This window comes from Dyadobacter ginsengisoli DSM 21015, assembly GCF_059568735.1.
Genome location: NZ_JCANTY010000003.1, coordinates 863,093 through 888,361, shown reverse-complemented (window position 1 = coordinate 888,361; position 25,269 = coordinate 863,093). Strand labels below are relative to the sequence as shown.

37 protein-coding genes are annotated in these 25,269 nt (G+C 45.8%); 30 read left to right on the top strand and 7 right to left on the bottom strand.

Annotation, left to right across the window (positions count from 1 at the left end; translation table 11 throughout):
* Positions 1 to 23: 23 nt before the first annotated feature.
* The 7 genes from BP71_RS14455 to BP71_RS14425 all read right to left on the bottom strand — a co-directional run bounded on the left by BP71_RS14455 (position 24) and on the right by BP71_RS14425 (position 8,103).
* On the bottom strand, positions 24 to 1,517 hold the full coding sequence (locus tag BP71_RS14455; protein WP_496380302.1) for a peptide MFS transporter: 1,494 nt from the start codon (positions 1,515 to 1,517) through the stop codon (positions 24 to 26).
* Between the two features lie 158 nt (positions 1,518 to 1,675).
* The gene (locus BP71_RS14450; RefSeq protein WP_496380300.1) at positions 1,676 to 2,584 is read right to left on the bottom strand and encodes a DUF8428 domain-containing protein; all 909 of its coding nucleotides are present in this window, start codon (positions 2,582 to 2,584) and stop codon (positions 1,676 to 1,678) included.
* Between the two features lie 144 nt (positions 2,585 to 2,728).
* Positions 2,729 to 3,505 (bottom strand): TPM domain-containing protein, encoded by a 777-nt coding sequence (locus BP71_RS14445; protein ID WP_496380298.1) that lies wholly within the window; start codon positions 3,503 to 3,505, stop codon positions 2,729 to 2,731.
* Between the two features lie 5 nt (positions 3,506 to 3,510).
* Positions 3,511 to 3,954 (bottom strand): TPM domain-containing protein, encoded by a 444-nt coding sequence (locus BP71_RS14440; protein ID WP_496380296.1) that lies wholly within the window; start codon positions 3,952 to 3,954, stop codon positions 3,511 to 3,513.
* Between the two features lie 79 nt (positions 3,955 to 4,033).
* Positions 4,034 to 4,615: a LemA family protein gene (locus tag BP71_RS14435; protein ID WP_496380294.1), complete on the bottom strand. Its 582-nt coding sequence runs from the start codon at positions 4,613 to 4,615 to the stop codon at positions 4,034 to 4,036.
* A 147-nt stretch (positions 4,616 to 4,762) separates the two neighbouring features.
* A complete protein-coding gene (locus BP71_RS14430) occupies positions 4,763 to 5,956 on the bottom strand; it encodes a deoxyribodipyrimidine photo-lyase (protein ID WP_496380292.1) in 1,194 nt (397 codons plus the stop codon).
* A 122-nt stretch (positions 5,957 to 6,078) separates the two neighbouring features.
* The gene (locus tag BP71_RS14425) at positions 6,079 to 8,103 is read right to left on the bottom strand and encodes a CHU_0125 family OmpA-like outer membrane integrity protein (RefSeq protein ID WP_496380290.1); all 2,025 of its coding nucleotides are present in this window, start codon (positions 8,101 to 8,103) and stop codon (positions 6,079 to 6,081) included.
* 351 nt (positions 8,104 to 8,454) lie between these two features.
* Here BP71_RS14425 and rpsL point away from each other — a divergent pair, with 351 nt between their 5' ends.
* From rpsL to rpsK, 30 genes are all read left to right on the top strand, one after another.
* The gene (gene rpsL, locus BP71_RS14420) at positions 8,455 to 8,868 is read left to right on the top strand and encodes a 30S ribosomal protein S12 (RefSeq protein WP_026350530.1); all 414 of its coding nucleotides are present in this window, start codon (positions 8,455 to 8,457) and stop codon (positions 8,866 to 8,868) included.
* 120 nt (positions 8,869 to 8,988) lie between these two features.
* The gene (rpsG, locus tag BP71_RS14415) at positions 8,989 to 9,456 is read left to right on the top strand and encodes a 30S ribosomal protein S7 (RefSeq protein ID WP_019941733.1); all 468 of its coding nucleotides are present in this window, start codon (positions 8,989 to 8,991) and stop codon (positions 9,454 to 9,456) included.
* Between the two features lie 225 nt (positions 9,457 to 9,681).
* Positions 9,682 to 11,802, top strand: a complete 2,121-nt coding sequence (gene fusA, locus BP71_RS14410) for an elongation factor G (RefSeq protein WP_496380287.1) — start codon at positions 9,682 to 9,684, stop codon at positions 11,800 to 11,802.
* A gap of 137 nt (positions 11,803 to 11,939) precedes the next feature.
* Positions 11,940 to 12,245 (top strand): 30S ribosomal protein S10, encoded by a 306-nt coding sequence (rpsJ, locus tag BP71_RS14405; protein WP_015813787.1) that lies wholly within the window; start codon positions 11,940 to 11,942, stop codon positions 12,243 to 12,245.
* Between the two features lie 281 nt (positions 12,246 to 12,526).
* The gene (gene rplC / locus BP71_RS14400) at positions 12,527 to 13,147 is read left to right on the top strand and encodes a 50S ribosomal protein L3 (RefSeq protein ID WP_295929175.1); all 621 of its coding nucleotides are present in this window, start codon (positions 12,527 to 12,529) and stop codon (positions 13,145 to 13,147) included.
* 5 nt (positions 13,148 to 13,152) lie between these two features.
* The gene (gene rplD / locus BP71_RS14395) at positions 13,153 to 13,782 is read left to right on the top strand and encodes a 50S ribosomal protein L4 (protein WP_496380285.1); all 630 of its coding nucleotides are present in this window, start codon (positions 13,153 to 13,155) and stop codon (positions 13,780 to 13,782) included.
* Positions 13,783 to 13,784: 2 nt separating this feature from the next.
* Positions 13,785 to 14,072 (top strand): 50S ribosomal protein L23, encoded by a 288-nt coding sequence (rplW, locus tag BP71_RS14390; RefSeq protein ID WP_496380283.1) that lies wholly within the window; start codon positions 13,785 to 13,787, stop codon positions 14,070 to 14,072.
* 35 nt (positions 14,073 to 14,107) lie between these two features.
* Positions 14,108 to 14,932, top strand: coding sequence for a 50S ribosomal protein L2 (gene rplB, locus BP71_RS14385; protein WP_496380281.1), 825 nt, complete (start codon positions 14,108 to 14,110; stop codon positions 14,930 to 14,932).
* Between the two features lie 10 nt (positions 14,933 to 14,942).
* Positions 14,943 to 15,221, top strand: coding sequence for a 30S ribosomal protein S19 (gene rpsS / locus BP71_RS14380; protein WP_025764315.1), 279 nt, complete (start codon positions 14,943 to 14,945; stop codon positions 15,219 to 15,221).
* Between the two features lie 51 nt (positions 15,222 to 15,272).
* Positions 15,273 to 15,650: a 50S ribosomal protein L22 gene (gene rplV / locus BP71_RS14375; RefSeq protein ID WP_295929179.1), complete on the top strand. Its 378-nt coding sequence runs from the start codon at positions 15,273 to 15,275 to the stop codon at positions 15,648 to 15,650.
* Between the two features lie 19 nt (positions 15,651 to 15,669).
* A complete protein-coding gene (gene rpsC, locus BP71_RS14370; RefSeq protein WP_496380278.1) occupies positions 15,670 to 16,497 on the top strand; it encodes a 30S ribosomal protein S3 in 828 nt (275 codons plus the stop codon).
* Positions 16,498 to 16,541: 44 nt separating this feature from the next.
* On the top strand, positions 16,542 to 16,967 hold the full coding sequence (rplP, locus tag BP71_RS14365; protein ID WP_496380276.1) for a 50S ribosomal protein L16: 426 nt from the start codon (positions 16,542 to 16,544) through the stop codon (positions 16,965 to 16,967).
* A 42-nt stretch (positions 16,968 to 17,009) separates the two neighbouring features.
* On the top strand, positions 17,010 to 17,204 hold the full coding sequence (gene rpmC, locus BP71_RS14360) for a 50S ribosomal protein L29 (protein ID WP_015813796.1): 195 nt from the start codon (positions 17,010 to 17,012) through the stop codon (positions 17,202 to 17,204).
* 14 nt (positions 17,205 to 17,218) lie between these two features.
* Positions 17,219 to 17,482 carry a 30S ribosomal protein S17 gene (gene rpsQ / locus BP71_RS14355; RefSeq protein ID WP_090380017.1) on the top strand — a complete coding sequence of 88 codons (264 nt, stop codon included), beginning with the start codon at positions 17,219 to 17,221 and terminating at the stop codon, positions 17,480 to 17,482.
* A 2-nt stretch (positions 17,483 to 17,484) separates the two neighbouring features.
* Entirely contained in the window at positions 17,485 to 17,853 is a 369-nt protein-coding gene (gene rplN / locus BP71_RS14350) for a 50S ribosomal protein L14 (protein WP_015813798.1), read from the top strand.
* A 48-nt stretch (positions 17,854 to 17,901) separates the two neighbouring features.
* Positions 17,902 to 18,243, top strand: coding sequence for a 50S ribosomal protein L24 (rplX, locus tag BP71_RS14345; protein ID WP_295929181.1), 342 nt, complete (start codon positions 17,902 to 17,904; stop codon positions 18,241 to 18,243).
* 73 nt (positions 18,244 to 18,316) lie between these two features.
* Positions 18,317 to 18,871, top strand: coding sequence for a 50S ribosomal protein L5 (gene rplE, locus BP71_RS14340; protein WP_250765544.1), 555 nt, complete (start codon positions 18,317 to 18,319; stop codon positions 18,869 to 18,871).
* A gap of 29 nt (positions 18,872 to 18,900) precedes the next feature.
* Entirely contained in the window at positions 18,901 to 19,170 is a 270-nt protein-coding gene (gene rpsN, locus BP71_RS14335) for a 30S ribosomal protein S14 (RefSeq protein WP_138480892.1), read from the top strand.
* Between the two features lie 77 nt (positions 19,171 to 19,247).
* Positions 19,248 to 19,646, top strand: a complete 399-nt coding sequence (gene rpsH, locus BP71_RS14330; RefSeq protein WP_031528740.1) for a 30S ribosomal protein S8 — start codon at positions 19,248 to 19,250, stop codon at positions 19,644 to 19,646.
* Between the two features lie 21 nt (positions 19,647 to 19,667).
* Positions 19,668 to 20,225, top strand: a complete 558-nt coding sequence (rplF, locus tag BP71_RS14325) for a 50S ribosomal protein L6 (RefSeq protein WP_496380273.1) — start codon at positions 19,668 to 19,670, stop codon at positions 20,223 to 20,225.
* A 47-nt stretch (positions 20,226 to 20,272) separates the two neighbouring features.
* Entirely contained in the window at positions 20,273 to 20,626 is a 354-nt protein-coding gene (rplR, locus tag BP71_RS14320; protein ID WP_496380271.1) for a 50S ribosomal protein L18, read from the top strand.
* Positions 20,627 to 20,640: 14 nt separating this feature from the next.
* On the top strand, positions 20,641 to 21,156 hold the full coding sequence (rpsE, locus tag BP71_RS14315; RefSeq protein WP_188934906.1) for a 30S ribosomal protein S5: 516 nt from the start codon (positions 20,641 to 20,643) through the stop codon (positions 21,154 to 21,156).
* A gap of 34 nt (positions 21,157 to 21,190) precedes the next feature.
* Complete coding sequence (gene rpmD, locus BP71_RS14310) at positions 21,191 to 21,370, top strand: 50S ribosomal protein L30 (RefSeq protein WP_090152043.1); 180 nt, start codon at positions 21,191 to 21,193, stop codon at positions 21,368 to 21,370.
* Positions 21,371 to 21,382: 12 nt separating this feature from the next.
* Positions 21,383 to 21,829: a 50S ribosomal protein L15 gene (gene rplO, locus BP71_RS14305; RefSeq protein ID WP_496380268.1), complete on the top strand. Its 447-nt coding sequence runs from the start codon at positions 21,383 to 21,385 to the stop codon at positions 21,827 to 21,829.
* 60 nt (positions 21,830 to 21,889) lie between these two features.
* The gene (gene secY / locus BP71_RS14300; RefSeq protein ID WP_295929186.1) at positions 21,890 to 23,203 is read left to right on the top strand and encodes a preprotein translocase subunit SecY; all 1,314 of its coding nucleotides are present in this window, start codon (positions 21,890 to 21,892) and stop codon (positions 23,201 to 23,203) included.
* A 1-nt stretch (position 23,204) separates the two neighbouring features.
* Positions 23,205 to 24,002 carry a type I methionyl aminopeptidase gene (map, locus tag BP71_RS14295; protein WP_496380266.1) on the top strand — a complete coding sequence of 266 codons (798 nt, stop codon included), beginning with the start codon at positions 23,205 to 23,207 and terminating at the stop codon, positions 24,000 to 24,002.
* Between the two features lie 12 nt (positions 24,003 to 24,014).
* Positions 24,015 to 24,233, top strand: coding sequence for a translation initiation factor IF-1 (infA, locus tag BP71_RS14290; RefSeq protein WP_015813810.1), 219 nt, complete (start codon positions 24,015 to 24,017; stop codon positions 24,231 to 24,233).
* A 39-nt stretch (positions 24,234 to 24,272) separates the two neighbouring features.
* Positions 24,273 to 24,389 (top strand): type B 50S ribosomal protein L36, encoded by a 117-nt coding sequence (gene ykgO / locus BP71_RS14285; protein ID WP_015813811.1) that lies wholly within the window; start codon positions 24,273 to 24,275, stop codon positions 24,387 to 24,389.
* Between the two features lie 5 nt (positions 24,390 to 24,394).
* A complete protein-coding gene (gene rpsM, locus BP71_RS14280; RefSeq protein WP_026350534.1) occupies positions 24,395 to 24,772 on the top strand; it encodes a 30S ribosomal protein S13 in 378 nt (125 codons plus the stop codon).
* A 41-nt stretch (positions 24,773 to 24,813) separates the two neighbouring features.
* The gene (gene rpsK, locus BP71_RS14275) at positions 24,814 to 25,209 is read left to right on the top strand and encodes a 30S ribosomal protein S11 (RefSeq protein ID WP_015813813.1); all 396 of its coding nucleotides are present in this window, start codon (positions 24,814 to 24,816) and stop codon (positions 25,207 to 25,209) included.
* The last annotated feature ends 60 nt before the right edge of the window (positions 25,210 to 25,269 follow it).

Here is a 25,269-nt window from a genome sequence, read left to right as displayed (position 1 = left end):
TTTTTGAAGTATATAAAATAGCATTAATGAATGCCTCCCATCCAACCTTTGATTGGTTTCCAGAAGACGAGCAGGATCAGCCCGAATATGGTGGTAACGATCGCCACCTGGTTGAAAAGTGCCGGCATTTGAAGGATATTCGATTCATCGAAACCGCCTGCGAAAAGTCCGGCAATCAGGTTACCCAGAGCGGCGCCTACAAACCATATCCCCATTAATTGGCTGATATAGCGTTTAGGGGCGAGTTTTGTATAGGAGCTCAATCCGACCGGGCTTACGCAAAGTTCGCCAATGGTATGCAGGAAGTATGTAAATGTCAGAAAGAATGGAGAAGCTAGTTCGCCTTTTACAGCAATATTGGAGGCGGCGACCATCACAAAGAAGCTAAGACCTAATAGAATCAGACCCATAGCAAACTTTACAGGAGTAGAAGGGTTTTTGCCCTGTGAAGACAGTCTGATCCACAAGCTTGCGAGCAGCGGTGCAAAAATCAGTACGAATGCCGGCTGGAAATTTTGGAACCAGCTAGAAGGAACTTCCCATCCACCGATCATGCGCTGCGTGTGCCGCTCGGCGAAAATTTGCAATGAAGTGCCTGCCTGCTCATATCCTGCCCAGAATAATGCAATAGCCAAAAATAAAATGATAAGAACCACGATACGGTATTGTTCTACCCGCGTAAGCCCACCCGCGATAAGAATGTACAGAAAGTATGCAGTGGCAATTGAAACAATAATAACGCCTGCTCCTTGTGCAAGACCTTGCGCTGTCGTCATATCGACGACGTTGAAATATTGTAAAGCTGCAAGAAAAGCCGCGAGCAATGCAACCAACCCATAGCCGAGAACTTTATTGGTACTTGACTGCGAATCTTTGGTTTCGGATGTATCCATTTTAGCGGCAGGAACTTCACCTAATCCATGCAAATACTTTGCTCCGCCGAATTTGAAAACGATTAATCCAAACAACATTCCGATGGCCGCAGCACCGAAGCCGGCATGCCAGTCGACTCTTTGTCCCAGATAACCAACCAGCAGAATGCCAAAGAATGATCCAAGATTAATTCCAATATAGAAGATAGAAAATGCGGCGTCGCGACGTGCTCCACCTTCTGGGTAGAGTTCACTCACGATCGAGCTGATATTTGGTTTGAGAAGCCCGGTGCCAACGGCCACAGTGGCCAATCCAAGAAAAAATATTGCATTTCCAGCCGGAATAGCGAGAATGATGTGGCCCAGCATGATGATGATTCCCCCGTACCAGATAGCTTTCTTTTGGCCTAGAATATTATCTGCCAACCAGCCACCGGGCAATGTGAGCAGATAAACGGAGCTGGTATAAAGACCATAGATGGCCGTACCTTCAGCAGCACTCATTCCCATTCCGCCATTGATGTTATCGAGGAGGAAAAGCAAAAGAATGGCCCTCATGCCATAGTAGCTGAAACGTTCCCACATTTCGGCAAAGGATAAGACATACAGTCCTTTGGGGTGTTTTTGGGAAATCTGTGAAGACATGGAAGGGAAGTGTTTTATTTGGTTTTCGGGGTAATAAACGATAGGTTTTAGTCGTGCAAGATAGGAATTATGGGTAAATAACAATCAATCATAAAAATAAAAGCGGTAGCAGTCATGAGAGACCGCTACCGCTTTTATCTACAATTATTTGAATGGATTTACTTCACAGAAAATGAGCCTTCACCGATTGAAAAACCTTCGGAATAAAGTTCAATGGTGTATTTGCCGGAGGTGAAGGGTGCGTCACGATCATACAGGATACTTACATCCTGGTTGTTGTTGGAATATGCCACATCCTTACTGATGGTGTAGCCTTGTTCCTGTCCATTGTACTGGAATACGCCGGAGCCGGTTTTGGTGTCCGAAATCGTGGCGCCGCTGGGGTCGATGATACGGAGGTAGACGGTTTTATTGTCGTTCAAAGTCAGCGGATTTTTTTCGAGGATAAAGTCGACTCTGACCTTGTCTACCCGTTTTGATTTTACATTCTCGCCCTCCCGGACCTTGCCTTTCGAAGACACGGCATAGACTTTCACATTACGAGCGCGAAGCGCGGCGGCTTGTGTTACTTTGGATTCCAGCTCCGTGTTTTTTTCAACTACCCCACGAAGAGAATCGCTGACGGCCTGTTTGCTGGTCTGAAGCTCCGTCTTTTCCTGGTTGAGCGTCTCGTTCTGGCTGATCAGTTGCTGGTTCTCTTCACGCAATTGCGCGATTTCCGTGTCTTTTTTTGTCAGAAAGTCTTCATATTCCTTGATTTTCCTACCCATGGACGCATTGCCTTTGCGTAGTGCAACACGATCGCTTTCAAGCGAAGCTTTGACTTTTTGCAATTCGGCAATGTCGCCACCCAGGCCCTGTACTTCCTGAATGCGGGCATCCAACTGTTTAGAGATCGAGTCGAGCTTAATTTCGGACGCTGCCAGTTCGCTCACTCTGGCTTCGAGGTCTGTTTCCTGTTTTTGTGTGATGTTGTGTTCTTTATAGTACAGATATCCGAACACTGCCGCCAGGATGGTCATTAGGATCAAACCGATCAATAGACCGGTGTTACTTTTCCTTTCCATAAATGTTTGTTTAGGTTTGGTGATATAATTTATGGATTATGTTCAAAAAAGCGTGCCACACTATACGCAATGCCAGGCTAATACGCAGGAAAGCGGATGGAGAACCCTATCTCCACCCGCTTTCCTGCGTAGGTATGAACGCTGTCAATAGTCGCCTCCGGCACCCCCACCTCCGAAGCTGCCACCTCCGAAACCTCCAAAGCCACCACCATCACCTCCTCCAAACCCGCCGCCCCAGTTGCCCGATTGGCTGCCGCGGCCGGAATGCGTGGTATATGGCCAGATGATCGGTCCGCCGAAATCGCCGTATCCGCGGTTACCGCCACCCCCACCGCGATTACGGAACATGATGATCAGGATGACGATAAAGATGATTACGAATATCAGTATTGGCGGAAATGACCCGTCGCTGTCTTCCTGGCTGGCTTCGGCTTTGTATTCTCCGGTGGCATACTTGAAGATCATGTCGACTCCATCGCTCAGCCCCTGGTAAAACTGTCCTTCCTTGAAACGGGGTGTTATCACCTGCGAAACAATACGCTTGGCGATCGCATCAGGAATTGCGCCTTCGAGACCGTAACCGGTCGCAATAAATATCTTCCGTTCCTTTGGTGCCCATAACAGGACAATGCCGTTATTTTTCCCTTTTTGTCCGACTCCCCATACAGTTCCTAGTTTGAATGCATAGTCGGCTATGGGATAGTCTGCCAGGGTGGGAACTGTTACGATGACGATCTGAGAAGAAGTAGAATCATTGTAAGCAACCAGTTTTTGCTCCAACTGTGCTCTCTCAGACGCATTCAATTGATTGGCAAGGTCGTTGACAAGCCGGGGAGGATCCGGCTTAGGCGGAATATCCTGCGCCTGTACTCCCACGAGCGTGATAGTGACGAGCAAGATATAAAAGATGAGTTGCTTCATAGAGTTCATTGGCCGAACGAGATATCGTCGGAAAGTTCGTTGATATCGCCGGACTGATACGGGAAGTGCTTTTTCAGTTGCAGGCCTGCTTCTTCTATTCCTTTACACAATCCTTCCCTGTATTGGCCCGCCGCAAAATGAGATCGTAGCAGATCCTTGGTGCTGTTCCAGAAATTGTTGGGTACTTTTTCGTCAATCCCCTTGTCTCCGAGAACAGCAAATTTCCGGTCTTCGTGGGCCAGATAGAACAGAACACCGTTCCGTTCTGACGTTTCATGCAGATGCAGGAAGAGGAACACCTCCTTGGCCCTTTCCATCACGTCATCGTTTGGGCATTTCTTCTCGATATGCACTTTAACTTCCCCGGAAGTCTGTTTTTCAGCTTCCTGGATGGCTTCAATAATGTAACGCTGGTCCTCTTCGGTGAAAAAAAGTGATTCGCTTGCCATGGAAACGTGTGTAAACGGATGGGATGATATTGACCCGCCGGGCCTTCCCGGGAATAGGTAGGAGAGGCCCGGCGGAATATTAGAACTGGACGGTCGGAGCCTTGTCGGAGCCTGCGGCAGCTGTGAAGTATCCTTTTTGTGAGAAACCGAATATGCCGGCAAAAAGGTTGTTAGGGAACGTGCGGACCTCCTGATTATAGTCCTTCACGATTTGATTGAAATTATTCCGGGCTACGCCGATACGGTTTTCGGTCCCTTCCAATTGGGCCTGCAGTTCGAGGAAGTTCTGGTTGGCTTTCAATTGGGGGTATTGCTCTACCGAGACCAGCAATCTGGACAATGAACCACTCAACTGATCTTGTGCTGCCTGAAATTTAGCGATATTCTCAGGTGTGAGCTGATCCGCACTGATAGTGGTTTGTGTTGCCTTGCTGCGCGCTTCGATTACCGCGGTCAGTGTACTCTTTTCGAAATCGGCAGCGCCCTTAACGGTGCTAACCAGGTTGGGGATCAGGTCTGCCCGTCTCTGATACTGACTTTCCACCTGTGCCCAAGATTCTTTTACTGCCTCATCCTTTTGAACAAGGCCATTATATTTACCGCAGCCGACGAATCCGAGAATCAGAACTACAACGATAACTGCAATGAGTCCTTTTGACATTTTAATATTCAGTTTAGAGTTATTGAATGTGATTCAAAGTTGACCAAAGCTAGCAAAATCTTTAAGAAAAACTACATAGCCGGTTCCCTGAGTTAATTTTGCCTTGTTTGGGCAGGATAGTGGGTTTTTTTGAAAAAATAAGATCAATTAGCCTTCGCCAACCCCTGCTATATTGTTCCACCGGCCCCAGTTAACCGCTGCTTCATAGTCGGTAAGAAGGCTTTCAAAATACATTGCTCCCCAGGTCCAGTTAATGTCCAGGTCGTCAACAAGATACCGGGCCGCTGTTTCACGTTCTGCTGCAGTGACAAATCCTGTTGCATTCAGTTTGAGAATTACTGCATTGATCTCCTGACTATCGGTTCGGCCATTCATCCATTTTGTAAAGGTGGCATTGTCATTGGCCCAGCGTCTGTCGAAATGATGTTTGACTCCACTTGGCTTAAACATCCGTGGGCCATAGCGCAGCAGAGTCCAGTGGAAAAACTCTCTATGCAGCAGGTTAGTAATGACCGCGTCATTCGTTCCGGCGAACGACCGGGCAGCTTTGACGCTTCGGTAAATGTAAGAAGCGGAGATACAACCGAGTGAAAGCCAATCGGAGAGACGTGTGTCTGTTAACGGCTCGCCGGATGCAAATGGAATGTCTTTCTTTGCAAACTGTTCAATATATTCTTTCAGAGTAGCGAGCGCATGGCTTTCCCCGCCTGGCAGGTACGCATCGGGCATTTCCATCTGGATTTCCTTAGGATCGACACCCAGGGTTGCCAGCGTGGGCATCGCCCCGGCTTCAAAATCGGTTGGCAAGGTGATTTTATCAGGGGCTGGAAACTGCTCCTTTATTTTAAGATCGTTGCTTAACTGTTCTACGAAAGAGTTGAATCGCGAGGGAAGCCTGGAAACAGGAAATGGCAGATCGATCGCACTAATCATGGTGTCCATCCAAAACAACTTGATGTCTACATTAGCTGTTTTGAGGTTCTTACTCAGCGAAGATTCAATGCGGGTTTCCTGGGGAGCAATCTCTTTGCTGGTATATACGTACTCGGCTGCGTAGTCTTCCGCCAATTGTGCAATGATCTTCTCAGGATCGCCGGTGCGGATCAGGAGGTCGCCACCCTTCGCGCGGATGTTTTCACGGAGTTCAGCGACGGATTCTACCAGGAAACGCGCACGCAGGGCGCCGGTTCTTCTAAAGCCAAGTTTTGTCTTTTCAAATTGACGGGTGTCGAAAACGTATACAGGGATGATCTCATCTGCGGATCCAATGGCTGAAAAGAGAGCCTGGTTATCCTTTAATCTCAGATCGTTCCTGAACCAATAGATAATGCGTCGGGCCATTAATGGTAAATGCTTGTGGTAAATTTTATGAAATGCAATTATACGAAAAATGAACCGGGGCATTAAAAAAGCCCGCTGCGAATCGTTCTGTTCACAGCGGGCTTCCTCATGTTTTTCGATTATCAGTAACTCAGAATGGTGAATTCTGTACGCCGGTTTCGCTGGTGTTCTTCCTCGGTTTTGGCATTGGGCACGACGAGCTCCCTCTCGCCATAGCCTTTTGCCACCATTCGATCTGCATCGATTCCCTTCGTATTCAGATAGGCGACGGCGGATTCCGCACGGTTCTGTGAGAGCGTCATGTTATATGAGTCCGTCGCACGCGCATCCGTATGCGAGCTGAGCTCGATCGTCATCGTCGGGTTGTCTTTCAGGATCTGGACGAGCTTGTCGAGCTCGATGGCGGCATCCGGACGGATATTGTACTTGTTTAAATCATAGTAAATGTTTTCGAGAACGAATGTTTTGTTCAATTCCAGCTTATCCAGCTTGATGGTCACATTGAACGTCGTATCCGTCAATTCCTTGGTCAGGAATATCGGCGGAATGTTGCGGCCCGACATCGAGAAGGGCTCGCGCTTGCTGATATAGCCTTTGCGCTGTATCAACAATGAATACGATCTCCCTTCTTCAACCGGCTGCTTGCCAAACTTGCCATCCTTTCCTGTTGGGAACTGGGCGATCTGTGTATCCGACGTGTCGGGCAGAATATGCACTACCGCTGAATCGATCGGGTTAGGTGTTTCGCCATTTTCAATCACATTACCCGCCAGGAAGTAGCGTACCACTTTGGGTTTGCCATTGATGTAATTTGGATTGTTGGGATTAAGCGGGTCGTTGGGATCGGTATGTTTGGCGATCTTCGTTGTGTCTTCTTCTTCCGGTCCTGCGAAAAAGTAAATGTCGTCATCCCCTTTGCCGCCATCCCGGTTGGATGCGAAAAAGCCTTTGTTCAGATTTTGGTAAAATACCAGACCAAAATCGTCCTGTGGGCTATTGAACGGCAGACCAAGGTTTTCAATCGTAATGACACCTTGAGTTCTGGTTGCCGAGAAAAGGTCAAGCTTGCCAAGTCCCGGGTGGCCGTCCGATGCGAAATAGAGCTTACCCCCTTCCGCTACGTAAGGAAACATGTCATCTCCGGTAGTATTAATGTCCCGGCCCATATTTACCGGGCGGCTGAACCGGCCTGAGGCATCCATGTTGGTACGGTAAATGTCAATACCACCGACGCCGCCCGCGCGGTTGGATGCGAAGTAAAGTGTTTTGCCGTCGCGGGAGAATGCAGGCGAGCCGTCCCAGGCAAGTGAATCGTTAATTGGAAGAATTGCCGGAAGGGTCCATTGTCCGTTGATATTGCGGCTCATATATAGGTCCACATCGGCGGATTTGTCTTTTTTCTTACCTGTGTTACTTCTGGCAAAAACAAGAGTCTTGCCGTCCGGGGAGAATGCAGGAGACGCGTCGTGTGCGTCTGCCGCAAAAACGTCCTGACTAAAAAGGACTGGATTTCCCTGCGTGTTACCTGGGTCGGAGGCGATATTGATTTTGTAAAGCCCCAGCATGGGTTGCCCGTTGTTCGTATATATCTTCTCTTTTTTGGAGGCAGAAAATACCAGTTCGTTGCCTATCACAGTCGGGGCGAACTCCGCGCCGGTTGTGTTTAACGGCAGGTCTTTCAGCCCGACCTCCATTTTGGTTGTCTTTAGACGATCGGCGATGCGTATGATTTCGATTTCTCGCAATGCCCTTTCCTGTAAGTTTTGAGGTACATTCTGACCTTTGGCAAACTCGGAGAATTGCGCTGATGCTTCTGCGTATTCCCCGGTCGTTTTCAATGCATAGGCATATTGAAAACGGGCGTCGGGATTGGTGATGCCGCCGTCAAGAGCTTTTTTGTAGTATGGAATGGCTTCTTTGAACCGGTTGGAGAGGCGGTAGGACTCCGCGATGAGGTAGCTTGTTTGCACTGGCTCGATATTTGCTTCGGCGGCTTTTTGGAAACCCTTGATAGCCAATTCATATTCTCCGTTTGAGAACTTCTTCTGACCGTCTTTATAGGCCTGCATCGCCGAGTTGCAGCCGGACAAGTATAAAGAAATGGCAAAACAAACTATGAGAGTAAAGTAACTCCGGAAAAGTTTCATAATGTAAAGTATAAAATCAAACGATCGACGCGCACTGGGTTTCTGAAAAACAATACTAATAAACAACGTTTGGAAATAAAATTCCGGATACTAGATAGGAAGAATTTTATTGCCTTAGTGAGCTACAAGCGAATTTTATCTGCATTTACTCGTTCAAACGAGCTATTCATTTGCCGCGCACCGGTTACTTCCTGACAATCTGCGGCGGAGAATGGTGGGGATTGAATAAAAAAAATCTCTAACGATTTGTAAATCAAGTATTGATTATTACTTTTGCAGTCCGATTTTTCGGGAAAAGTGTTTATATAACAAACGATCGGTTAGGTAACCGAATCAAAATCAAATTGTTAAATGCCTACTATTTCACAATTAGTCCGTAAAGGTAGAGAGACCATTACATGGAAATCCAAGTCTCCGGCTTTGGATTCATGCCCTCAGCGTAGGGGCGTGTGCACCCGGGTGTACACCACAACGCCTAAGAAACCGAACTCTGCACTTCGTAAAGTGGCGCGTGTTCGCCTTTCGAACAACAAGGAGGTGAATGCCTACATCCCAGGAGAGGGCCACAACCTGCAAGAGCACTCGATCGTATTGATCCGTGGTGGTCGTGTGAAGGATTTGCCAGGTGTTCGTTACCACATTATTCGTGGTGCATTGGATACCGCCGGTGTTAACGGACGTAAACAACGTCGTTCTAAATATGGCGCTAAGCGTCCGAAGCCAGGACAAGCTCCTGCAGCACCAGTAAAAGGTAAGAAAAAATAAAAAGTAACTCTCTCTGCTTTTATTAAGTAATTCAATTCTGATAAAAGGGAAGTAATCCTGGCAATTGCCCCAGGGTGAATAAGTTGCAAAACGAAACCTCGTGTAAAAAATTAAGACAAAATGAGAAAGTCGAAACCAAAGAAAAGATATATCCTTCCTGATCCTAAGTTCAGGGACGTACAGGTTACCAAATTCGTTAACAACCTGATGTACGAAGGAAAGAAGAGCATTGCATTTACTATTTTCTACGATGCATTGGAACTGGTTGAGAAAAAAACCAGTGAAAATGGTCTGGAAACATGGAAAAAAGCATTGAACAATGTAACTCCTTCCGTAGAGGTGAAAAGCCGTCGCGTAGGTGGTGCTACTTTCCAGGTTCCTACCGAAGTTCGTCCGGAGCGTAAGCAGTCACTGGGCATGAAATGGTTGATCAACTATTCCCGCAAGCGGGGTGAAAAGACAATGGTTGACCGTCTGGCCGGTGAAATTATCGCTGCTGCAAAAGGTGAAGGTGCTGCTGTGAAGAAGAAAGACGATACGCACCGTATGGCAGATGCCAACAAGGCGTTCTCGCACTTCCGTTTCTAGGCAGAGTCACAATCATAATGAGGTCGGAGGTCTGGTCATTCCAGGCTTCCGATTTTATTTTGATCTTTTTCAAAAAAATAACTTTTCCTTAATTGTTTTTATAATCAACAATTTATACTTTTGCGCTCTGAATTTTCAAAACCAGCGAGTTACGCGACCGTTGAAAGTTCAAATTGCTTCGTATTGAATTGCACATCGAATATAAAAAACACATCACCATCTGTCATGGCACGTGATTTAAGATTAACAAGAAACATAGGTATTGCTGCTCACATTGACGCAGGAAAAACAACCACTACGGAGCGTATTCTTTATTACGCAGGGGTAAGCCACAAAATTGGGGAGGTACATGATGGTGCTGCAACGATGGACTGGATGGAGCAGGAGCAGGAACGTGGTATTACCATTACATCCGCAGCTACGACTGTTAACTGGAACTACCGCGACGAGAAATACCACATCAACATCATCGATACTCCGGGACACGTTGACTTCACAGTAGAAGTAAACCGTTCTCTTCGTGTATTGGATGGTCTTGTGTTCCTTTTTAGTGCAGTAGATGGTGTTGAGCCTCAGTCTGAAACGAACTGGCGCTTGGCCAACAACTATAATGTTGCCCGTATCGGTTTCGTAAATAAAATGGACCGTTCAGGTGCAGACTTCCTGAAAGTTTGTACGCAGGTTAAAGAAATGCTGGGAAGCTACGCTGTGCCTCTTCAATTGCCGATTGGCGCTGAGGATACTTTCCGTGGCGTAGTTGACCTTGTTAACTTCCGTGGTATCGAGTGGAACGAAGCTGATAAGGGTATGACTTTCACTGAGGTGCCTATTCCTGACGATATGTTGGAAGAAGCTACTGAATGGAGAGAGAAATTGCTCGAAGCGGTTGCTGAGTTCGACGATACTTTGATGGAGAAATATTTCGAAGATCCTAACTCGATCTCGGAAGACGAAATCCTTGCTGCATTGCGCGCTGCAACTATCAGCATGAAGATCGTACCGATGGTTTGCGGTTCTTCTTTCAAAAATAAAGGTGTTCAAACAATGCTGGATTACGTGATGGCTATCCTGCCTTCACCTCTGGACCGTGAAAGCATTATCGGAACAGACCCGCGTACTGGTAACGAGATCAGCCGTCAGCCTTCTGAAAAAGATCCTTTCTGTGCGTTGGCATTCAAGATTGCAACTGACCCTTATGTAGGTCGTCTTTGCTTTATCCGTTCTTACTCGGGTGTACTTGAATCAGGTTCTTATGTATTGAACAACCGTTCAGGGAATAAAGAGCGTATCTCCCGTATCTTCCAGATGCACGCCAACAAGCAAAACCAGATCGATAGGCTGGAAGCTGGTGACATCGGTGCGGTAGTAGGTTTTAAAGATATCAAAACAGGAGATACTCTTTCTGAGGAAAAATCACCGATCGTTCTCGAATCGATGGTGTTCCCGGAACCGGTAATCGGTTATGCGATCGAGCCTAAGAAAGCTGCGGATAGCGATAACTTCTCGAAAGCAATTACCAAACTGATCGAAGAAGATCCAACCCTCCAAGTTGAAAGTAACGAAGAGACTGGTCAGACGATCATCAAAGGTATGGGTGAGCTTCACCTTGAAATCATCATCGACCGTATGCGTCGTGAGTTCAAAGTGGAGGTTAACCAGGGTGCTCCTCAGGTTGCTTACAAAGAGATCCTTACCAAGAATTTCGAACACCGCGAGGTTTACAAAAAACAAACGGGTGGTCGTGGTAAATTTGCCGATATCGTATTCGAAATCGGGCCACGTGACGATAACGAAGAAGGAAAAGAGCCAAAACAAGGTTTGCAGTTTGTGAACGAAGTAGTGGGTGGTGCGATTCCTCGCGAATTCATCGCTCCGGTACAAAAAGGCTTCGAAGCTGCGATGGTAAACGGTGCATTGGCAGGATATCCATTGGATTCGATGAAAGTGCGTTTGTTCCACGGTTCATTCCACGATGTCGATTCAGATTCACTTTCTTTCGAATTGGCTGCCAAGATTGGTTTTAAAGAATCGGCTCGCCACGCGGGATCGAAATTGATGGAGCCTATCATGCACGTTGAAGTTCTGACTCCTGACGAATACACCGGACCTATCACAGGTGACCTTAACCGTCGTCGTGGTATCATGAGAGGTATGGACTCCCGCAATGGAGCACAGGTTATCAAAGCTGATGTACCTCTTTCTGAATTGTTCGGTTATGTAACTGACCTTCGTACTATGTCATCAGGTCGTGCTACGGCGTCGCTGACATTTGCTTACTACGAAATCGTTCCGAATAACATCGCTGATGGTGTTATCGAGAAGGCAAAAGGTTTGGTTAAAGCGTAAATTAATGATCCGTTATCAGAGTGATCTGGTAACGGATTCTTTATATAGATTTGAGTCAGTGAAGTAAATGGTTCTTTCGCTGATGGATGATCAGAACAACTCTGATTAATTTTCTGAACCGGAAACAAACAAGCAAGATGAATCAAAAAATTCGTATCAAACTTCGGTCATTCGACCACAACTTGGTTGACAAATCAGCCGAGAAAATTGTAAAGGCAGTGAAAGCGACAGGCGCAGTTGTAAGCGGTCCTATTCCTTTGCCGACAAAGACAGAGAAATTCACTGTTCTGCGTTCCCCTCACGTGAACAAGAAGTCGAGAGAGCAGTTCCAGCTTTGTACTTACAAGCGTTTGGTAGATATCTTCTCTACGAGTGCAAAAACAGTAGACGCCCTGATGAAGCTTGAATTGCCAAGCGGCGTTGATGTAGAGATCAAAGTATAGTTATTACCGGCTTATTCAGTTAAGCCAACACATAAATTGGATGAAGGTCCGGATCCTCCGGAAACCACATCTGAGCTCAGAAAGCCTGACAGGCACGGGATTACGCCAAGGATCAGTCAGCTTTTCAAAAAATGAGGTCAGATGTTCGTTCATCTGACCTTTTTTGCTGATTATCAGCGAGAAATATTTTAGGGCTGCTTGGATGCTAAAATCGTTTTTTCTACCTTTGCAGTCCGTTTTAAAGAATAAGGGTTTTTACCTGCTAAATTTAAATTTCAAACATGTCTGGTTTAATTGGTAAAAAAATCGGAATGACTAGTTTGTACAATGCTGACGGGCAGGCTCTGGCATGTACTGTGATCCAAGCTGGTCCTTGTGTTGTTACACAAGTTAGGTCCGAAGAGAAGGATGGCTATAAGGCTATCCAGTTAGGTTTTGGTGAGAAGAAGGAAAAGAACACCTCCCAGCCTATGATTGGTCACTTCAAGAAAGCCAACACAACTCCCAAGAGAAAATTGGTTGAGTTCAAGGAATTTGAAGTGGAGCATGAACTTGGAACTTCACTATCCGTTCAGGATATCTTTGAAGAGGGCGAGTTTGTTGATGTTGTGGGTTCTGCCAAAGGACGCGGTTTTCAGGGTGTTGTAAAGCGCCATGGATTTGCCGGGGTTGGAGGCCAGACACACGGTCAGCACAACAGGGCGCGTCACCCAGGTTCGATTGGTGCTTGTTCATTCCCATCGCGCGTATTTAAAGGCATTCGTATGGGTGGACGCATGGGTAACAATCGTGTAAAGATTCAGAATTTGCGTATTCTGAAAGTGATACCTGAGCAGAATATTCTCGTTGTGAGTGGCTCAGTACCGGGTTCAAAGAATTCATTTCTAATTATTGAGAAGTAGCACCGATGGAACTGTCCGTATTAAATATAAAAGGAGAAGATACCGGCAAGAAGGTAAACGTGTCTGAGGAAATTTTCGGCATCGAACCTAACACGCACGCGATCTATCTCGATGTGAAGCTTTACCTGGCTAATCAGCGTCAGGGGACACACAAGTCAAAAGAGCGTGCAGAGATCAGCCACTCTACACGTAAAATCAAACGCCAAAAAGGAACCGGCGGAGCTCGTGCAGGTAGCATTAAGTCTCCGGTGTTCGTAGGTGGTGGTCGTATTTTTGGGCCACGTCCACGTGACTACGGTTTCAAAATCAACAAGAAAGTTAAGTCTTTGGCTCGTAAGTCGGCTCTTTCTGTTAAGGCGCAATCAAACGCTGTTTCAGTTTTGGAAGCATTCACTTTCGAATCTCCTAAAACGAAGTCTTTCCTGAATGTATTGAATTCACTTTCTCTGGTGAATACAAAAACATTATTGATCCTCCCGGCGATCGACAACAATGTATACCTGTCGAGCCGTAACATTCCGAAAGCGAAAGTTACAACTGTGGATGCGGTTAATACATATGACCTGATGAATGCAGACCGTCTTCTGATAAGTGAATCTGCTATTTCTATTTTGGAAACCCAATTGAACAAATAACAATGAGTGTACTGAAACGTCCGATTATAACCGAAAAGGTAACGGCTCAGGGTGGTCAAGGAAAATACGCTTTCGAAGTCTCCCTTACTTCAAACAAGGTAGAGATCAAGAAGGCTGTTGAGAAACTGTTCGGGGTTACCGTAGAAAGCGTTCACACCATGCGCAGCATTGGTAAGAGCAAATCCCGCACATCGGGAGGAAAGTTTGTGACTGGAAAAACGTCAACTATCAAGAAGGCTATCATTACAGTAGCCGAAGGCGAGGTCATCGATATCTACGGTGAAGCCTAGTTGAGCGATTCAAATCTTAGACGAGTTTATAGCAAATGGCAGTTAAAAAATTAAAACCTACAAGTGCTGGTCAGCGTTTCCGCTCGGCTCCTACTTTCGAGGAGATCACCGCTGCGAAACCTGAAAAGAGTCTTCTGGAAACCATCAAGAAAACGGGTGGTCGTAACAGCCAGGGACATCGTACCATGCGATATATTGGTGGCGGACATAAAAGAAAGTACCGTGTGATCGATTTCAAAAGAAATCGTTTCGACGCTCCCGCTACTGTACTTACAATCGAATACGATCCAAACCGTTCAGCGCGTATAGCCCTGATTCAGTTTGAAGATGAAGAAAAAAGATACATCATCGCGCCAAACGGTCTGAAAGTAGGACAAGTAATTGTGTCCGGCAATTCAGTAGCACCAGAGGTAGGGAATGCACTTCCTCTAGGAGCAATGCCAATCGGTACGATCGTTCATAACATCGAATTGACTCCTGGTAAAGGAGGTCAGTTTGCGAGAAGTGCGGGTGCTTACGCGCAGTTGGTAGCAAGAGAAGGCAAGTATGCTGTATTGAAAATGCCGTCAAGTGAAATGCGTATGGTTTTGTCGACCTGCATTGCAACGGTAGGAACAGTATCCAATGCGAGCCATATGAACGTAGCTTTAGGTAAAGCTGGTCGTAGAAGATGGTTGGGACGTCGTCCTCGCGTACGTGGTGTTGCAATGAACCCTGTAGATCACCCGATGGGTGGTGGTGAAGGCCGTTCGTCAGGTGGCCAACCTCGTTCTAGAAATGGTCAGTTTGCAAAAGGTCTCAAGACCCGTAACCGCAACAAGCATTCTGAGAAATTGATTATCAGCCGTCGTAAAAAATAAGCAGTAAAACATGGCACGCTCATTAAAAAAAGGACCATATATCGACTTTCGTCTTGAGAACAAAGTTGAAGCAATGAATAATGCTTCTCGTAAGTCTGTCATCAAGACGTGGTCGCGACGCTCAATGATTTCGCCTGATTTTATCGGGCACACATTTGCAGTTCATAACGGAAACAAGTTTATCCCCGTGTATGTGACTGAGAACATGGTAGGTCACAAGCTGGGAGAGTTTTCTCCAACCCGTAACTTCCGTGGTCATACCGCAAAAAAAGATAAAGGAAGAAAATAATTGTCGACGGTAGCTGGTCCGGTATACGGACGAGCCTATATCTGAAAGAACATGGAAGCAAGAGCTATATTAAGAGATGTGCCTACTTCTCCTCGCAAGATGAGACTGTTGGCCGACATGATTCGCGGACAAAAGGTCAGCAAAGCGTTGGCACTTTTAAAATTCCAACCAAGAGCTTCATCGCCGGTTTTGCACAAAGTACTTCTTTCAGCGGTTGCCAACTGGCAGCAACTGAACGAAGGTTCGAAGCTGGAAGACGCTGATCTGATCGTTAAGACCGTATTCATCGACGGTGGACGTATGTTGAAGCGTTTGCGCCCTGCACCCCAGGGAAGAGCACACCGGATCCGTAAGCGTTCCAACCACATTACTATTGTGGTTGATGATGCATCGGTGTCAGTAAATGAAGCAGTAATTAGCGAATCATAAGTAAAACGATCTATATCGAATGGGACAAAAGGTTAATCCTATAGGTCTGAGACTAGGAATTGTTAGAGGATGGGAATCTAGCTGGTACGGAGGAAAAGACTTCTCTGACAAATTGGTTGAAGACGAAAAAATCCGTAACTACATCAAGGCGCGTATCCCCAAAGGATCAATTTCCAAAGTAGTTATTGAACGTACATTGAAGCGCATCACTTTGACCATCCACACTGCCCGTCCGGGTATCGTAATTGGTAAAGGTGGTAGCGAGGTCGATAAAATCAAGGAAGAGCTTAAAAAGATTACAGGAAAGGATGTTCAGATCAACATCTACGAAATCAAACGTCCTGAAATCGATGCGAAACTGGTAGGTGAGGCTATCGCCCAGCAATTGCAGGCTCGTATCTCTTACCGTCGTGCAATGAAGCAATCTATCGCTTCGGCCATGCGTGTAGGAACACAAGGAATCAAAATCCGGTTGGCGGGTCGTCTGGGTGGTGCTGAAATGGCCCGTACAGAAGAATACAAAGAAGGACGTATTCCTTTGCATACATTGAGAGCGGACATCGATTACGCTATCTCAGAAGCGCAAACCATCTACGGAAAGATCGGTATCAAAGTATGGATCTTCAAAGGTGAATTGTACGGAAAACGTGATCTGACTCCAAGTGCAGCAACTGCTGCTTCTGACAGAGCTGACAGAAGTGCAGGCGGCGGCGAACGGGGTGGTAACGACCGTGGCGGAAGAGGTGACAGAAGAGGCGGTCGTGACAGAAACGACGGTGCTCCACGTGGTGAAGGAGGAGGCGGTGATGCAGATCGTCGCAAACGCAACAAGAACAAGAAGAAGTAATCAGATACTTTCCGGTATCAAACCGGTTCAAATAGATTAGAATCATGTTACAGCCGAAAAGGACAAAATTTCGCAAGCAACAAAAGAACAAAGGTTCGCACAACGGTCTCGCGACCCGCGGACATGAGATCGCTTTTGGATCGTTTGCAATAAAGGCGCTGGAACCAGGTTGGTTGACTGCTCGTCAGATCGAAGCAGCCCGTATCTCGGTAACACGTGCAATGAAACGCGAAGGTCAGGTTTGGATCCGGGTTTTCCCAGACAAGCCGATCACCAAGAAACCTGCAGAGGTTCGTATGGGTAAAGGAAAGGGTGCCCCTGAGTATTGGGTAGCTCCTGTTAAACCTGGAACTATTATTTTCGAAGCGACTGGTGTTGCGCTGGATACCGCAAACGAAGCATTGCGTTTGGCTGCACAAAAGTTGCCAATTAAGACAAAGTTCGTCGTACGCCGGGATTATCAGGAATAGAAGTTAGTCCGAACGTATTAAGAACGCTAATTATTTAAAGCAATGACTAGTAAAGAAATAAAGAATCTGTCGCAGGATCAGCTTAAAGAGCAGATCGCCCAAGAGAGAGAGCGCTTACTCCGGTTGAAATTTGCGCATGCTATTTCTCCAATTGAGAATCCTTTGCGTATTCGCGCCTCACGTAAGGAAATTGCAAGACTCTTAACCGAGCTGTCGGCTAAATCTAACCAACAGTAAACAGTTTAGAAATTATGGAGGCAACAGAAAGAAATTTACGTAAAGAGAGAATTGGCAAGGTGGTGAGTAACAAAATGGAGAAATCCTGTGTGATCACTGTCGTGCGTAAAGTGAAGCATGCCAAGTACGGTAAGTTTATGACAAAAACTACCAAACTGATGGTGCATGACGAAACCAACCAAGTGGGTATCGGCGATACCATCCGTGTAATGGAAACTCGTCCGCTTAGCAAAAACAAGCGTTGGAGATTGGTAGAAATCCTTGAAAGAGCGAAATAATCATGGTACAGCAAGAATCAAGACTGTCAGTAGCCGATAACAGTGGCGCAAAGGAAGTACTCGTAATCCGGGTGCTGGGTGGAACTGGAAAGCGTTATGCTTCGGTGGGCGATAAGATCGTCGTGACAGTGAAATCCGCTCTGTCTTCGAGCAACATGAAAAAAGGAACGGTATCGAAAGCCGTAGTTGTACGCACGAAAAAAGAAGTGCGTCGCAAGGACGGGACTTACATCCGGTTTGAAGATAATGCGGCCGTTTTATTGAACAACAACGATGAACCCCGTGGTTCACGTATCTTCGGACCTGTTGCAAGGGAATTGCGTGAGAAGCAATTCATGAAGATCGTGTCACTGGCACCAGAAGTGTTGTAAGAAATCAAAATGTCAGTATTTCTTTAAACTGTTTAAGAGAATACCTCAATGGAAAGTACAAATAAAAAGGCACCCGCAAAATTGCATGTTCGCAAAGGGGATACTGTTAAAGTTATTTCTGGTAATGCGAAAGGCGAGACCGGCGTAATCAAAAAGGTGCTTGTAGAAAAACAAAGAGCTACCGTGGAAGGCGTAAACATGATCACAAAGCATGTGAAGCCTAATGCACAGAATCCACAGGGAAGCATAGAGAAGCTTGAAGGCACAATTCACATCAGTAATCTGATGGTAGTAGATCCTAAGACGGGAGAAGCTTCAAGAACCGGCCGGAAAGCGAACGACAAAGGAAAGTTACAACGCTATTCAAAGAAATCCGGGAACCTTTTGTAACCCGGATTTGCCGAGAGCAGTTAAGTTTATAACCAAGCGCGTGGGTCGGCAATCCACATAATCACTTTCAAACATGGCACAGCCTAGATTAAAAGAGAAATACGTAAGCGAAATCGTTTCGCAATTGAAGGGGAAATTCCAGTATAAGTCAAGCATGCAGGTTCCCCGTTTGACAAAGATTGTTATCAATAAGGGAATTGGTGCTGCTGTTGCAGATAAGAAACTTGTTGACACCGGTGTAGAAGAGTTGAGCCTGATTACAGGACAGAAAGCAATTGCAACTATTTCTAAGAAAGCAGTTTCGAACTTTAAGTTGCGTGAGAATATGCCTATCGGAGCAAAAGTGACGCTTCGTGGCGATCGAATGTACGAATTCCTGGATCGTTTGACCAGCATTGCAATGCCACGTGTACGTGACTTCAAAGGGATCAGCGATAAGGGATTTGATGGACGAGGAAATTATACGTTCGGTGTGAAGGAGCAGATTATTTTCCCTGAGATCAGCATCGAAAAAGTGAACAAGATCAGTGGTATGGATATCACATTTGTGACTTCAACCAATTCTGACGAAGAGAGCTACGAACTGCTGAAAGCATTGGGTATGCCTTTCACCAACGCGAATAAATAAGAAAATACTACAAAGATTATTTACCGACAATGGCAAAAGAATCAGTAAAAGCACGGGAGAGAAAAAGACAAGAGCTAGTAGCACGTTATGCTGAAAAGCGTACCAAGTTGAAAGCTGCCGGTGACTGGGTTGGTCTTGACAAGTTACCACGTAACTCTTCTCCGGTTCGTCTGCACAATCGCTGCAAGATCACTGGAAGACCTCGCGGATATATGCGTAAATTCGGAATTTCCAGAGTACTGTTCCGCGATATGGCGTCAGACGGCAAAATTCCAGGAGTTACAAAATCAAGTTGGTAAGAATACTTTCAATTCTGATTTCAATTACTTAACTTTGCACTCCCGTTTAAAAGGGGGTGTTTAAACTTGGCATAAACATGTTAACGGATCCCATAGCAGACTATCTGACGAGACTCAGAAACGCTATCAAAGCGAAGCATAGGGTTGTTGAGATACCTGCATCCAACATAAAAAAAGAGATTACAAAGGTACTTTTTGATAAAGGGTATATTCAGAGTTATAAATTTGATGAAGTAGGTCCTCAGGGAACGATCAAGATAGCTTTGAAATACAATCCTGTGACGAAACAATCTGCAATTGTGAAATTGGAGAGAGTTAGTAAACCTGGATTACGCAAATATTCAGGCTCATCTACACTTCCACGCGTTTTGGGAGGCTTAGGCACAGTGATTATCTCTACATCGAAAGGTGTAATGACAGATAAAGAAGCGAAGACACTGAATGTGGGTGGTGAAGTGTTATGTTTCGTGTATTAATATTTAAAAGTTATTCAGGAAATGTCACGAATAGGAAATAAAGTTATCGTTTTGCCCGCAGGTGTATCTGTATCGGTTGCAGAAGATAACGTAGTATCTGTAAAGGGCCCAAAAGGCACACTTACCCAAACCGTTGATAGCGATATCACGGTTGAAGTTGAAGGCAGCGAACTTAAGGTGAAGCGCCCAACAGAACAGAAGCGTCATAAAGCATTACATGGTCTGTATCGCTCACTGATCAACAACATGGTGATCGGTGTGGATGCAGGTTACAAGCGTGAGCTTGAAATCATCGGGGTGGGTTACAAGGCGAGCTCGGCGAACAATGTTCTCGAACTTCAATTGGGTTACTCTCACAATATTTTCATGGCGATCCCCGGAGAGATCAAGGTTACCACGACTTCAGAAAAAGGTCAGAATCCTAAGGTTATCCTGGAAGGAATCGACAAAGAGCTGATTGGTGCAGTAGCAGCGAAAATCAAATCCCTGCGTAAAGTAGAGCCTTACAAAGGAAAAGGTATACGTTTTGTTGGTGAAGTGGTCCGTCGTAAAGCAGGTAAGTCTGCTTCTAAGAAATAGTGCGTAGCCACCGATCAATGTTATAAACAAGTAAGATAAGATTAAAGATGGCTAACGCAAAAGCAGATAGAAGAACACGCTTGAAACTTCATATCCGGAAACGGGTGAAGGGGAGCGCAGAACGTCCGAGACTTTCGGTCTTCCGTTCAAACACCAGCATATATGCACAGATTATCGATGACATTAAAGGAATTACCCTAGCAAGTGCATCATCGGTAGATCTGGGAGGCAGAAAAGAAAACGCAAACGTTGAAGTTGCTGCCCAGGTAGGTAAAAAGATCGCTGAAAAAGCGCAGGAAGCAGGTATCCAGGCAGTAGTTTTTGACCGTAACGGATATTTGTACCACGGTAAGGTAAAAGCATTGGCCGACGGAGCTCGTGAGGGTGGCCTGAAATTCTAAGTATAACAAAGACTATGTCTACAAATACAAGACCTTCAAAGGTTAACGAATCTGACCTGAAAGAGCGCGTAGTAGCGATCAACCGGGTGGCAAAAGTAGTAAAAGGTGGTCGCCGTTTTAGCTTCTCTGCCATCGTGGTAGTGGGAGACGGTAACGGAGTAGTAGGTTACGGATTGGGCAAAGCCAATGAAGTAACTGACGCGATCGCCAAAGGAATCGACGATGCTAAGAAAAACCTGATCCAAGTTCCGATGCTTAAACATACCGTTCCTCACGAAATGGAAGGTAAGTTCAGCGGTGGTTTCGTTCTGATCAAGCCGGCTGCTCCTGGTACAGGTGTACTGGCAGGTGGCCCGATGCGCGCGGTGCTGGAAAGCGCAGGTATCAAGGACGTACTTGCGAAATCCAAAGGATCCTCGAATCCGCACAACGTTATCAAGGCTACAATCGATGCTCTTTTGAAGATGAGAGCTCCGCATCAGGTTGCTTTCCAACGTAGTGTCAAATTGGAGAAAGTATTCAACGGATAATCCCCACGGGATTATCCCTTATCTGAGAGTAATCATGTCAAAAGTACGTATTACACAAGTTAAAAGCACAATTGACCGCCCTGAGAATCAAAAGCTGACTATCAAAGCATTGGGTCTCGGTAAGTTGAACCGGTCTGTTGAAAAAGAGAACAGCGACGCCATTGCGGGTATGATCCGCAAGGTAAGCCACTTGGTTAAAGTTGAAGAAATTTAATATACGAATAGTATGAATCTAAGTTCATTAAAGCCGGCTGCTGGTTCTGTTAAAGTAGGAAAGCGGGTTGGGCGTGGTCAGGGATCCGGAAAAGGAGGAACTGCTGCACGTGGACATAAAGGAGCGCAGTCTCGTTCCGGTTATAGCCGGAAGCTGGGTTTTGAAGGTGGTCAAATGCCTCTTCAGAGACGTTTGCCGAAATTCGGTTTCAATAACATCAACCGCGTTGAATACAAGGCGTTGAACCTGGATGCAATTCAGGCATTGGTTGAAAAAACCGGAGCGGCCGTTGTAACGCTTGATCTGATTCGTGAAAATGGTCTTAGCGCGAAGAACGACCTGGTCAAAATCTTGAACAGAGGTCAGATTACTTCTGCGGTAGAGGTTCAGGCTCATGGGTTTTCCGCATCGGCAGTAGAGTCGATCGAGAAAGCGGGAGGTAAAACAGTCAAACTGTAATTTAGCTGCTTTACCCGACAGAATTTGTTTACTTTGAACAGAGCGTTGTAAGCCCAGAAGATGAAACGATTTTTAGAGACTATAAAACACATATTTGCGATTGAGGAGTTGAGAACACGTATTCTCAACACTCTTTTGTTTATAACGATCTTCCGGTTGGGGTCTTACGTTGCGTTGCCAGGTGTAGAACCTGATCAAATGAATGTATCATCTCAGGGATTGTTAGGTTTGCTGGATACTTTCCTGGGTGGAGCTTTCAGTAAAGCTTCCATTTTTGCGTTGGGTATCATGCCTTACATTTCCGCTTCCATTGCTATTCAACTGTTGACGATGGCGTTGCCATATTTCCAGAAGATGCAGAAGGAAGGGGAATCCGGACGTAAAAAGCTGAACCAAATCACCCGCGTTCTGACTATCGTTGTAACACTTGTTCAGGGTACTGCTTATTTGAATACAACTGTACCTGACGAGGCTCTTCTGGTGACGAGAAGCATGTTCACAATTTCTTCGGTATTTGTTCTCACCGCTGGTACCATGTTTTGCATGTGGCTTGGTGAGAGGATTACAGACAAAGGAATTGGTAACGGTATATCGATGCTGATCATGATCGGTATCGTTTCGCGTTTTCCTGGTGCGATCTACAAGGAGTTTGTTTCTCGGGGGAGTGGTTCGATCCTTCTCTTCGTTTTGGAAATTGTTGCCTTGTACTTCGTGATTATGGGGGCAGTAATGTTGACCCAGGCTGTTCGCAGAATACCTATCCAGTACGCAAAGCAGGTAGTTGGTAACCGTGTAATGGGTGGACAACGTCAGTATCTTCCATTGAAGTTAAATGCGGCAGGTGTAATGCCCATCATTTTTGCTCAGGCTTTGATGTTTATCCCTTCCTTGGGTGCATCTTATTTCGCTGAGAAGAGTGATTTTGCCAGCAACGTAGCAACGATTTTTGCTAACTACACTACCTGGCAATACAACTTGCTGTTTGCAGTACTGATTATTGTATTTACGTTCTTCTATACCGCGATCTCAGTCAATCCGCAGCAAATCGCTGATGATATGAAGCGTGGAGGCGGGTTTATTCCGGGTGTTAAACCAGGTCAGCAGACATCTGAATATATCAGTTCTGTATTGGACCGCATTACTTTCCCAGGAGCGTTGATGTTGGCAGTTGTTGCAACTTTGCCGGCATTCGCAAGTCTTTTGGGAATCTCTACGGACTTCGCTCACTTCTTCGGAGGAACGTCATTGCTGATCATGGTCGGCGTGGTGTTGGATACACTTCAACAAGTTGAAAGCTACTTGCTGATGCGTCGCTACGAAGGCTTAATGAAGTCGGGACGTGTAAAAGGACGCACCGAGAGCGTAGCAATCTGAAATGATTTATCTTAAGACAGAAGAGGAAATAAACCTGATAAAGGTTAGTGCTCAACTGCTCGGCAAGGCACATGCGGAAGTAGCCACCTGGGTAAAACCGGGTGTTACAACTGGAAAACTGGATGCGGTTGCCGAGGAATATATCAGAGATAATGGTGGAATTCCTTCATTTAAGGGATTTAACAAATTTCCGGCTTCTCTTTGTATATCGGTTAATGAAGTTGTAGTCCACGGCATCCCCGGGGGCTATGTGCTGAAAGAAGGGGACATTGTTTCCATCGATTGCGGAGTGAAGTTGAATGGATTTCATAGTGACAGCGCCTACACTTATCCCGTGGGGGAAGTATCCAGGGAGGTGATGAATCTTCTTACCGCTACGAAAAAATCCCTCTATAAGGGAATAGAGCAGGCGGTGGATGGTCTTCGGATCGGCGATATCGGCCACGCAGTTCAGAGTTTTGTGGAAGACCGTGGTTATACGGTAGTGAGAGAGTTGGTAGGACATGGGGTTGGCAAGGATTTGCACGAAGCCCCGGAAGTACCAAATTACGGAAAGCGCGGTAAAGGAATACGATTGAGAGAAGGAATGGTTCTGGCTATCGAGCCGATGATCAATCTGGGGGCAAAGGCAGTAGTGCAGGAACGCGACGGCTGGACGATCAGGACTAACGACAGAAAGTATTCTGCGCATTTTGAACACACTGTGGTAGTACGGAAAGGCAAAGCGGAGATCCTGACAACCTTCGATTACATTGAAAAAGTAACGGCCAACACCAGCCTTATGGTAGAAGTACAGTAACAGAAGCTACGAATGGCAAAACAAGCATCAATCGAACAAGATGGAGTAATTCTCGAAGCATTGTCAAACGCAATGTTTCGTGTTGTATTAGAGAATAAACACGAAGTGATAGCTCATATTTCTGGAAAGATGAGAATGCACTATATCAAAATATTGCCGGGCGACCGAGTAAAGCTAGAAATGTCTCCTTACGACTTATCGAAAGCCCGGATTACATATCGATATAAGTAAGGGGATTGATTACCTTAAATTAACACAAAGTTTAATCAGATGAAAGTCAAAGCATCAGTTAAGAAGCGCAGTGAAGACTGCAAGGTTATCCGCCGGAAGGGTAAGGTGTATGTAATCAACAAGAAAAACCCACGGTATAAACAAAGACAAGGATAATAATTATGGCACGTATTGCAGGAGTAGATATTCCAGACCGTAAAAGAGGCGAGATCTCGTTGACTTATATTTTCGGAATTGGCCGTAGCTCGGCTAAGAAAATTCTCGAAAAAGCGGGTGTTGATTTGAACAAAAAAGTAATCGACTGGACCGATGATGAGTCTGGTGCGATTCGTGGTGTTATTGCCGGAGAATTCAAGGTAGAAGGCGCTCTTAAGTCTGAAGTTCAGTTGAGCATTAAGCGTCTTATGGACATTGCTTGTTATCGTGGCCTACGCCACCGCAAAGGATTGCCATTGCGTGGACAGAGAACGAAGAACAACTCACGTACTCGTAAGGGTAAACGCAAAACAATCGCTAACAAGAAAAAGGCTACTAAATAAATAATGAGCGGTGGAGTGATCCACAACTTATTCGAGAAGCAATGGCACAGAATAAAAGAAAAGATAAAGCAAAAAAGAGAGTGGTTGTTGTTGAGCCTGTTGGTCAGGTTCACATCAAGGCCTCTTTCAATAATATCATTATCTCAATTACTAACAGCAATGGCCAGGTTATTTCCTGGGGTTCTGCGGGTAAAATGGGATTCCGTGGTTCTAAAAAGAATACGCCTTATGCAGCTCAAACTGCGGCTCAAAGTGCAGCGCAGGTTGCTTTTGACCTTGGAATGCGTAAAGCAGAAGTTTTCGTTAAAGGACCAGGATCAGGCCGTGAGTCGGCTATCCGTACTATTCAGAATGCAGGTATCGAGGTGACCACTATTCGTGACATCACTCCGCTTCCACACAACGGATGCCGTCCTCCAAAACGTCGTAGAGTATAGTAAATAGTATCCGCTGAGGATACCCATTCGTAATTTGGACACTGGGGTTACTGAATGGTT

Bases quoted from the DNA above. Each gene is read 5' to 3' on its own strand.
- secY (WP_295929186.1), top strand. From the start codon at position 21,890: ATGAAACGATTTTTAGAGACTATAAAACACATATTTGCGATTGAGGAG.
- rpsJ (WP_015813787.1), top strand. From the start codon at position 11,940: ATGAATCAAAAAATTCGTATCAAACTTCGGTCATTCGACCACAACTTG.
- rplV (WP_295929179.1), top strand. From the start codon at position 15,273: ATGGAAGCAAGAGCTATATTAAGAGATGTGCCTACTTCTCCTCGCAAG.
- fusA (WP_496380287.1), top strand. From the start codon at position 9,682: ATGGCACGTGATTTAAGATTAACAAGAAACATAGGTATTGCTGCTCAC.
- rplD (WP_496380285.1), top strand. From the start codon at position 13,153: ATGGAACTGTCCGTATTAAATATAAAAGGAGAAGATACCGGCAAGAAG.
- rpsQ (WP_090380017.1), top strand. From the start codon at position 17,219: ATGGAGGCAACAGAAAGAAATTTACGTAAAGAGAGAATTGGCAAGGTG.
- rpsH (WP_031528740.1), top strand. From the start codon at position 19,248: ATGTTAACGGATCCCATAGCAGACTATCTGACGAGACTCAGAAACGCT.
- ykgO (WP_015813811.1), top strand. From the start codon at position 24,273: ATGAAAGTCAAAGCATCAGTTAAGAAGCGCAGTGAAGACTGCAAGGTT.
- rpsL (WP_026350530.1), top strand. From the start codon at position 8,455: ATGCCTACTATTTCACAATTAGTCCGTAAAGGTAGAGAGACCATTACA.
- rplF (WP_496380273.1), top strand. From the start codon at position 19,668: ATGTCACGAATAGGAAATAAAGTTATCGTTTTGCCCGCAGGTGTATCT.
- BP71_RS14440 (WP_496380296.1), bottom strand. From the start codon at position 3,954: ATGGCAAGCGAATCACTTTTTTTCACCGAAGAGGACCAGCGTTACATT.
- BP71_RS14425 (WP_496380290.1), bottom strand. From the start codon at position 8,103: ATGAAACTTTTCCGGAGTTACTTTACTCTCATAGTTTGTTTTGCCATT.
- BP71_RS14450 (WP_496380300.1), bottom strand. From the start codon at position 2,584: ATGGAAAGGAAAAGTAACACCGGTCTATTGATCGGTTTGATCCTAATG.
- rpmD (WP_090152043.1), top strand. From the start codon at position 21,191: ATGTCAAAAGTACGTATTACACAAGTTAAAAGCACAATTGACCGCCCT.
- infA (WP_015813810.1), top strand. From the start codon at position 24,015: ATGGCAAAACAAGCATCAATCGAACAAGATGGAGTAATTCTCGAAGCA.
- rpsN (WP_138480892.1), top strand. From the start codon at position 18,901: ATGGCAAAAGAATCAGTAAAAGCACGGGAGAGAAAAAGACAAGAGCTA.
- BP71_RS14435 (WP_496380294.1), bottom strand. From the start codon at position 4,615: ATGTCAAAAGGACTCATTGCAGTTATCGTTGTAGTTCTGATTCTCGGA.
- rplR (WP_496380271.1), top strand. From the start codon at position 20,273: ATGGCTAACGCAAAAGCAGATAGAAGAACACGCTTGAAACTTCATATC.
- rplB (WP_496380281.1), top strand. From the start codon at position 14,108: ATGGCAGTTAAAAAATTAAAACCTACAAGTGCTGGTCAGCGTTTCCGC.
- rpsS (WP_025764315.1), top strand. From the start codon at position 14,943: ATGGCACGCTCATTAAAAAAAGGACCATATATCGACTTTCGTCTTGAG.
- BP71_RS14455 (WP_496380302.1), bottom strand. From the start codon at position 1,517: ATGTCTTCACAGATTTCCCAAAAACACCCCAAAGGACTGTATGTCTTA.
- map (WP_496380266.1), top strand. From the start codon at position 23,205: ATGATTTATCTTAAGACAGAAGAGGAAATAAACCTGATAAAGGTTAGT.
- rpmC (WP_015813796.1), top strand. From the start codon at position 17,010: ATGACTAGTAAAGAAATAAAGAATCTGTCGCAGGATCAGCTTAAAGAG.
- rpsK (WP_015813813.1), top strand. From the start codon at position 24,814: ATGGCACAGAATAAAAGAAAAGATAAAGCAAAAAAGAGAGTGGTTGTT.
- BP71_RS14445 (WP_496380298.1), bottom strand. From the start codon at position 3,505: ATGAAGCAACTCATCTTTTATATCTTGCTCGTCACTATCACGCTCGTG.
- rplE (WP_250765544.1), top strand. From the start codon at position 18,317: ATGGCACAGCCTAGATTAAAAGAGAAATACGTAAGCGAAATCGTTTCG.
- rpsG (WP_019941733.1), top strand. From the start codon at position 8,989: ATGAGAAAGTCGAAACCAAAGAAAAGATATATCCTTCCTGATCCTAAG.
- rplX (WP_295929181.1), top strand. From the start codon at position 17,902: ATGGAAAGTACAAATAAAAAGGCACCCGCAAAATTGCATGTTCGCAAA.
- rplW (WP_496380283.1), top strand. From the start codon at position 13,785: ATGAGTGTACTGAAACGTCCGATTATAACCGAAAAGGTAACGGCTCAG.
- rpsE (WP_188934906.1), top strand. From the start codon at position 20,641: ATGTCTACAAATACAAGACCTTCAAAGGTTAACGAATCTGACCTGAAA.
- rplN (WP_015813798.1), top strand. From the start codon at position 17,485: ATGGTACAGCAAGAATCAAGACTGTCAGTAGCCGATAACAGTGGCGCA.
- rpsC (WP_496380278.1), top strand. From the start codon at position 15,670: ATGGGACAAAAGGTTAATCCTATAGGTCTGAGACTAGGAATTGTTAGA.
- BP71_RS14430 (WP_496380292.1), bottom strand. From the start codon at position 5,956: ATGGCCCGACGCATTATCTATTGGTTCAGGAACGATCTGAGATTAAAG.
- rplO (WP_496380268.1), top strand. From the start codon at position 21,383: ATGAATCTAAGTTCATTAAAGCCGGCTGCTGGTTCTGTTAAAGTAGGA.
- rplP (WP_496380276.1), top strand. From the start codon at position 16,542: ATGTTACAGCCGAAAAGGACAAAATTTCGCAAGCAACAAAAGAACAAA.
- rplC (WP_295929175.1), top strand. From the start codon at position 12,527: ATGTCTGGTTTAATTGGTAAAAAAATCGGAATGACTAGTTTGTACAAT.
- rpsM (WP_026350534.1), top strand. From the start codon at position 24,395: ATGGCACGTATTGCAGGAGTAGATATTCCAGACCGTAAAAGAGGCGAG.